The organism is Oscillochloris sp. ZM17-4, assembly GCF_019599295.1.
Taxonomy (GTDB): domain Bacteria; phylum Chloroflexota; class Chloroflexia; order Chloroflexales; family Chloroflexaceae; genus Oscillochloris.
Genome location: NZ_JAIEWN010000006.1, coordinates 1 through 7,220 on the forward strand (window position 1 = coordinate 1; position 7,220 = coordinate 7,220).

Consider the following 7,220-nt stretch of genomic DNA (forward strand, 5'->3'; position numbering starts at 1 on the left):
CCCCTGTCCCCTGTCCCCTCACGCTACCGCGTGAAGGCGGCGCGCACGCGGGCCACCAGCTGCTCGATGGCGGCCTGCATCTCGCTCACCGCCACCTGCACGTTGCCGCGGGCGTCGGTCGCGCTGTCCTCGTTGGGCACGAGCACCCAGAGGGCGATGTAGAGCATCGTGCCGAAGCCGTTCATCAGGCTCAGGACGACGAAGATGATCCGGACGATCAGCGGGTCGATCCCGAAGTATGCCGCCAGCCCGCCGGCCACGCCGCCGAGCATGCGGTCGCTCTGGCTGCGGGTGATGCGCTTGGTGCTGTCCATGGTTTATTCCTCTCTCGCGCCCGTCCGCCCCGTGGCGTCCGGCTTCGCGCGTCTGCCAGTATGACGGCGGGGCGGGAGGGTTTGTTGCGCACAAGGGCGGCGCCGGCCAGATGGCCGGCGCCGCCCTTGTGCGCAGGGACGTTGGGCTGGCTAGTTCCCGCAGGGCGCCACGTTGCGCCAGTTGTCGATGGTGTCATTCACCGCCTGCGCGCCCGTCGCCCCGTAGGAGAGGGTCAGCAGGCGGTTGGCGATCTCGCCGCAGGCCCCGTCCTTCTCCACGTAGTCCCAGGAGCCGAGGGCGTACTTGTACTCGATCTGGGTGCCCTCCTTGCCGGTGAAGCTGATCGCCCAGTGGGTGGCGTCCACCCGCGTCAGCGAGACGCCGGCAGGGTCCCACTGGGGCAGCCCGCCGTCCAGGCGATCCAGGAAGCCGGCGATGAAGACGCTCCGGCCGGTGGCGTCGGTCGTATCCGGCACCGCCACCGTGTAGTTCAGGGTCACGGTGCGCAGCTCGGCGGTGGCCAACACCTCTGGCGAGAAGGCCGAGCGGTTGAAGGAGCCGTCCACGGCGCGGACGACGTAGGCGTAGCTGGCGCCCTGGCTGACGTCGAGGTCGGTGTAGCTGGCCTCGGTGGTCAGGCCGATCACCGTGTAGGGGCCGCCGGGCGCGTCGCCGCGGGCCACCTCGTAGCCGTAGAGGCTGGCGTCGCCCTGGTTGGCGTCCCAGGTCAGGGCGATCCCGGCCGGCGAGGCGCTGACGACGCCCAGGCCGGCGGGCACGGCCGGGGCCGTGGTGTCGCCGCTGGAGCTGACCGTGAGCTTGCCGGGGCTGCCCGGCAGGGCGCCGGCGGCGACAGGGCCGCCCAGGTCGGCGTAGAGCCAGTCGCGCCCGCCGGTGGTGCTGTAGCGGTAGGCGTAGTCGTAGCTGCCGACGGCCTCGGGCAGCAGGCTGGCCATGAACTCGTCGTTGTTGCCGGCGTCGCCGTTGAAGCTGGCGTCAGCCCAGGTCCAGCCCGTCGGGGCGCTGCCCTCGGGGCCGTAGCCGACCTGCGCGAGCAGGCCGGGGGTCGCGCCGGGCAGGCCGGTCACGCCGTCGATCCAGACCTGGCCGTAGATGGTGTCGGTGCGGCTGGTGGCGCTGATGGTGTGGCTGATCGTGGGCGGCCACTGCAGGTTGGCCCAGCCGATGCGGTAGTGCGGCAGCGCGCTGACCTCGTTCGAGGCGGCGCTCTCGTTGCCCTTGTTGTCCAGGGCCTTGACCACGTAGTAGGAGATGCGGCCGTTCTCCACCGTGGTGTCGGTGTAGCTCGTGCCGGCCAGCGGGGCATCGTTCAGCTTCAGGTAGCCGCCGGCGCTCACCGGGCTGCGGTAGACGTTGTAGCCGGCGGCGTGGCGCACGCGGCCCCAGCTGAGGGCCACCTGGCCGGTGCCCTCGTCCGTCACCGCCAGGCCGGCCGGGGCCGCCGTGGCGGTCAGGTCGGCGCCGAAGGTCGTCAGGGCCGCGCCGCCCATGGCCGGCAGGGTCAGGGCGACCGCGCCGCCCTGCACCGTGACCCAGCCGCGGCCGCCGAGGCCGTAGCGCAGGCGGGTGCCGTCGGGGAGGTAGCCGGCCACCGGGACGCTCGCGGTCTGCTCGACGCCGCTGCGGTTGACGGCCACCAGGGCGCCGTAGTTGCCGGTGCGCCGGCCGTAGGCCACGACGCCGGCGGCGTCGTCGGCCAGGAGCATGCGGATGTCGCCACGGGTGAAGGCCGGCGAGCTGTCGCGCAGCTTGCCCAGGCCGCGGTAGTAGTCGAACATGGCGCTGTCGGGGCTGCCGCCCTTGTCCTTCCAGGGGTAGGTGCGCCGGTCGTCGGGGTCGTCGCCGCCAGTCATGCCGACCTCATCGCCGTAGTAGACGGTGGGCGCGCCGGGCATGGTGAACTGGATGAGCGAGGCCAGCCGCAGGCGATCCTTGCCCGCCGCGACGTTGGCCGGGTTCAGCTCCTTATCGGCGGTGGTGGCCGCGCCGGGGGTGAGCGTCCAAAGGATGCGCTCGGTGTCGTGGCTGTCGAGCAGGTTCATCAGGGTGTAGTAGGCCGCGTCGGGGTAGTCCTCACGGATGGACATAATGCGTGAGGCGAACTCCGAGGGGGCGATCACCCGCCCGCTGTCGCCGAAGCCCTTCGAGTCGAAGGCGCCGGGGGCGAGCAGGCCGATCACCGCGTCGCGCAGACGGTAGTTCATCGTCGTGTCGGCGGTCTCCCCGCGCAGGTTCTTCAGCAGGGTGCTGTCCTTCTGCCAGAGCTCGCCGATGATCAGGCTGTCGGGCTTGGTGGCCCGCGTGACGCTGCGGAAGGTTGGCCAGTAGTCGGCCGGGAAGCTGGCGTCGCCCATCACATCGAGGCGCCAGCCGGCCGCGCCCTGGCGCAGCCAGTACTTCGAGACGCTGTTCTGGCCGGTGAGGAAGTAGCTTCGCACGGCGGGGACAGACTTCTTGATCTCGGGGATCGAGTCGAAGCCGAACCAGCCGTTGTAGTAGGTGTCGTCGCCGCCGGCGACGCTGGGGGCGCAGGGCGCGGGCTCGATGCCGGCGGGCGCGCGGAAGTTGAACCAGCCGCGGTAGATCGAGCTGGCGCTCTCGCAGGCTCCCACCGCGCTGTAGTGGCCGTAGCGGTCGAAGAAGGCGCTGTCCGACGACATGTGGTTGAACACGCTGTCGACGATGATGTTGATGCCCTTGCCCTTGGCGTCGCGCACCAGGTCGCGGAAGTCCTTGTTGTCGCCCAGGGCCGGGTCGATCCGCAGATAGTCGCGGGTGTCGTAGCGGTGGTTCGAGCCGGCGGCGAAGATCGGGTTGAAGTAGATCGTGGTGATGCCGAGCTTCTTGAGGTAGTCGAGCTTATCCTTGACGCCCTCCAGGTCGCCGCCGAAGTAGTCGCGGCCGCGGGGCTGCTCCTTGCCTGAGGTGTCGCCGGGCTGGCTGCCGAAGCGCGGCGCGCAGTTGGTGGCGCCGTCGGTGTAGTTGCGGCAGTAGCCCTCGGGGAGGGTGCCCCAGCCCAGGGCGATCACCGGGTCGTCGTAGCGCACGTCGCCGGTCTGCGGGTCGTTCTCGCGGTCGCCGTTGCGGAAGCGGTCGGGGAAGATCTGGTAGATCACCGCCGTGCGCGCCCAGTTGGGCGAGCTGAAGGCCGGGTCGTAGAACATCAGTGCGAAGCTATTGTCCACCGCGTCGTCGGTGGCCGCGCCGAGGCCGCCGTCCAGGGCGGCGGTGTTGTCGCCGTAGAAATCGGTGTCCGTGCCGTCGCTGACGATGAAGCGGTACCAGAGGTTATTCGGGCTGGCCTCGCTCAGCGTGGCCGCCCAGAAGTCGCAGCGCTGCGCCTCCATGCCGGCCTGGTAGCAGCTCACGTCCGTGGCCGCCGGGGCCATCGGCACGAAGCGCTGGCTGCCGCCGTTCACATCGTAGGCCCGCAGCGTCACCGAGGTGACATCGTTGTGGAAGGTGCGGAAGCGGATGGTGACCGGGGTGCCGGCTTTCACCGCGCCGGCCGGGCTGCGGTAGAGCGGGTCGCGCGAGTCGTGGCGCAGGCCGTCCCACTCGACGTTGTTGTCGGGCGAGGGCAGGGCGCTCACCACCTGCACGCTCGGCGTGTTGGTGGCGCTGTCGAAGCTGAAGGTGACCGTGGCCGGGCCGCTCACGGTGAAGCCCAGGTTATTGCCGCTGCTGTCGCCGTAGTTCGGGTTGTCCCAGCTCTCGCCGGTGGCGACCTTAAAGCTATAGCTGCCGGCGGGCAGCCCCGTCACCGAGGTGGTGAAGACGCCGTCGCCGTCCACATCGGTCAGCAGGGTGCCCAGGCAGTCGGGCGCCCAGTCGCCGGCGCAGCCGATCTCGCTGTTGAAGTCGCCGGGCACGGTGTAGATCGGGTCGCTGGCGCTGTCCATCACGGCGTGGGTCTTATCATCATAGTAGAAGCGGACCGCACCACCGCTGGTGGTGATGGTGGTGTTGCCATCGGCGTTGCGGTGGCTGCCGGCGTAGCTCACGTCCCATGATCCGAGGGCGACCTTGTACTGCCAGTCGCCTGCCGGGATGGTGGCGGACTGGAAGAGGTAGACATCGTTGGGCTGGGCGCTGAAGGCCGAGCCGGCGCAGCCGGGGTCCCAGTCGCCACAGGCGCCGGCGGTCGCCTCAGACTGGAGGTCGCCGGCGAGGTTGACCGAGGCGGGGGCGGCCAGGGCGCGGGGGGCGGACATGGGGGCCAGGGCGCTGAGCATGAGCCCGAGCAGCAAGGTCAGGCTGAGCCAACGGTAGGCGGTTTGGCGACTCACGGGTGCTCCTTTGCGTTTGACAGGCGCTGTCAGTTAGGGTGAGCGACGGCTGATGGCCGACGCCCGACGACTGGCGACCGGTTATGACCAGTGTTTTGGCACTGGTGGTCGGCGCTCGTCGGTCGGCTGCTGATAATTGCTATTGAAACTAATGCGTGGGCAACGGAAGTATACGCCCCCTATTTCATCATTGTCAAGCAACACGGGCGAAGATGAGAGAATTGTGAGCTTCGGGGGCGGCGCGGCCGCGGGGCGCATATAATGCGAGGGGCATAACGTTGATAGCCGGTGAGAATGTATTACGCTACCGCGCACAGTTCGGGAAAGCTTCGCTCTCCCACAGTCAGTGCGGTATGTGCCTGAGCGCGCATATCTGGGAGTGACGCCATATGCAGCAGACAGTGAGCGCAGCGCCGGGGCCGCGCCGGGCGTGGCCCTGGGTGATCGTGCCGGCACTGGCGATCCTGACCATGGCCGTGCTGGCGATCATGCCGGAGATCGACGTGCGCCTGCCGGGCGAGGCGGCGGCCGCCTCGGGGAACCTGCCGCACCTCGTGATCATCGCCGCCGCCGGGGCGCTGGCCATGGCCGTGGGCCTGCTGATGGGCGAGGCGGGCCGCCGCCGCGCCGACGCCCGGGTGCTGCTGCTGGCGCTGGGCGTGCTGAACGCGGCCACCGCGCTGCTGCTGCACGCCCTGGCGACGCCGAACATCCTGGCGGCGGGCCCGGGCATCGGCTTCGTGATCGCCACGCCGGTGGGCCTGGTGATCGCCGCGATCTTTGTGGCGGCCAGCGCGCTCGACCTCAGCCCGGCGCAGGCCCGGCTGGTGGTGGCCTGGCAGGAGCTGCTGCGCAGCGGGACGCTGGCCTTCTGGGCGGCGCTCGGCCTGCTGGCCCTGCTGCGCCTGCCGCCCTTCGCTGGCGCCACCGACCCCGAGGCGCTGGAGCTGCCGCTCTTCGCCTGCCTGCTGGGGCGGGTGGTGGACCCGGCCATCCAGTGGTCGGCCACCGTGGCCATGCTGGCCAGCGCCGGGCTCTACGCCTACGCCGCCACGCGCTACCTGGGCCGCTTCCGCCGCCGGCCGACGGTCGTGCTGGCGGCCCTGCTCGGCGGCTGCGCCCTGCTGGCCGTCACGACGCTCAACGTGGGCCTGGGCGACACCTGGCACCTGAGCTGGTGGCAGTGGCACCTGCTGCTGCTGATCGCCTTTGGCATGATCGCCTTCAGCGTGCTGCGCCAGTACCGCAGCGAGGGCAGCGCCCGGCCGATCTTCGACAGCCTGTACATGGAGGAGACGGTCCAGCGCATCCGCCAGGAGTACAGCGGCGCGCTGGAGTCGCTGGTCGGCCGCATCCAGCGGCGGGCCGAGGGCGGCGACCTAGCGGATGACGCGCCCCTGGGCGGCGAGGTGGCCCGCCAGTTTGGCCTGAGCGAGGGCCAGGGCGCGGTGCTTGAGCGCGCCGCCGAGGCCCTGGCCCACGAGCGCGAGCAGATCGAGCGCCTGGGCGCGCTGGTGGCGATCGGCCAGGAGAGCAGCGTCATCCAGGAGGAGCTGCGGCTGCTCCAGCAGGCGCTGGGCCTGGCCAGCGCGGCCTTCCGCGACGCGCAGTTCCAGATCGGGCTGCTCCAGGGCGGCCGGCTGAGCTTCGCCGCCGGCCTGCGCAGCGGCGTCAGCCTGCCCGACCCCGACGCCGCGCAGCGGGCGGATCTGCACGGCCAGGCCATGCGCGAGGGCAGGCCCGCCGAGGCGGGCGGCCTGCTGGCCCTGCCGCTGACGGTCAAGGGCGCGCCCGCCGGCCTGCTGGAGGTGCGCCGCGCCGCCGGCCCCTTCGCCGAGCGCGACCGCTGGCTGCTGCGCACCCTGGCCGGCCAGCTCTCGGTGAGCCTGGAGAACACCCGGCTCTACCAGCAGATCGACCTGCTCTTCCGCCAGTACATGCCGGCCAGCGTGGCCACCGCCCTGATCGCCGACCCGTCCCAGGCCGCGCTCGGCGGGGCGGTGCGCGAGATCAGCGTGCTCTTCGGCGACCTGCGCGGCTTCACGACGCTCTCCGAGCGGCTCTCTCCGCCCGAGCTAGTGGCCCTGCTGAACCGCTACTATGGCGCGGCGGCCCAGGCCGTGCTGGCCGAGGGCGGCACGATCGACAAGTTTATGGGCGACGCCATGATGGCCCTCTTCAACGCGCCGGCGAATCAGGCCGACCACGCACTGCGGGCCTGCCGGGCGGCCCTGGCCATGCAGCGGGCGATCGCCCCGATCGCCGCCGAGGCCGGCGACATGCCGCGCTTCGGCATCGGCGTGAACAGCGGCGAGGCCCTGGTGGGCAACATTGGCAGCGAGGCCATCCGCAACTTCACGGCGATCGGCGACACGGTCAACCTCTCCTCGCGGCTCCAGTCGCGCGCCGAGGGCGGCCAGGTGCTGATCAACGCCAGCACCTACGCCCTGGTGAGGGAGCATGTGGACGTGCAGCCGCTCGGCGAGATCCAGGTCAAGGGCAAGGCCGCGCCGGTTGAGGTGTTTCTGCTGTTGTCCGTGCGACCGTAGGGCCGAAGCATTCGCCCCGGATGCATAAGGTGCCGGTTATCGATGC

3 protein-coding genes are annotated in these 7,220 nt (G+C 70.8%); 1 reads left to right on the forward strand and 2 read right to left on the reverse strand.

The features are described from left to right. Positions 1-23 precede the first annotated feature (23 nt). Together K2Z83_RS06885 and K2Z83_RS06890 are read right to left on the reverse strand one after the other, a co-directional pair. Complete coding sequence (locus tag K2Z83_RS06885; protein WP_220594444.1) at positions 24-314, reverse strand: PspC domain-containing protein; 291 nt, start codon at positions 312-314, stop codon at positions 24-26. A 150-nt stretch (positions 315-464) separates the two neighbouring features. After that, a complete protein-coding gene (locus tag K2Z83_RS06890; protein ID WP_370650090.1) occupies positions 465-4,625 on the reverse strand; it encodes an alpha-amylase family glycosyl hydrolase in 4,161 nt (1,386 codons plus the stop codon). Between the two features lie 389 nt (positions 4,626-5,014). On the opposite strand from K2Z83_RS06890, the gene K2Z83_RS06895 reads away from it, so the two are divergent. After that, a complete protein-coding gene (locus K2Z83_RS06895; RefSeq protein WP_220594445.1) occupies positions 5,015-7,174 on the forward strand; it encodes an adenylate/guanylate cyclase domain-containing protein in 2,160 nt (719 codons plus the stop codon). The last annotated feature ends 46 nt before the right edge of the window (positions 7,175-7,220 follow it).

Coding starts and splice junctions, on each gene's coding strand:
- K2Z83_RS06895 (WP_220594445.1), top strand. CDS start 5,015: ATGCAGCAGACAGTGAGCGCAGCGCCGGGGCCGCGCCGGGCGTGGCCC.
- K2Z83_RS06885 (WP_220594444.1), bottom strand. CDS start 314: ATGGACAGCACCAAGCGCATCACCCGCAGCCAGAGCGACCGCATGCTC.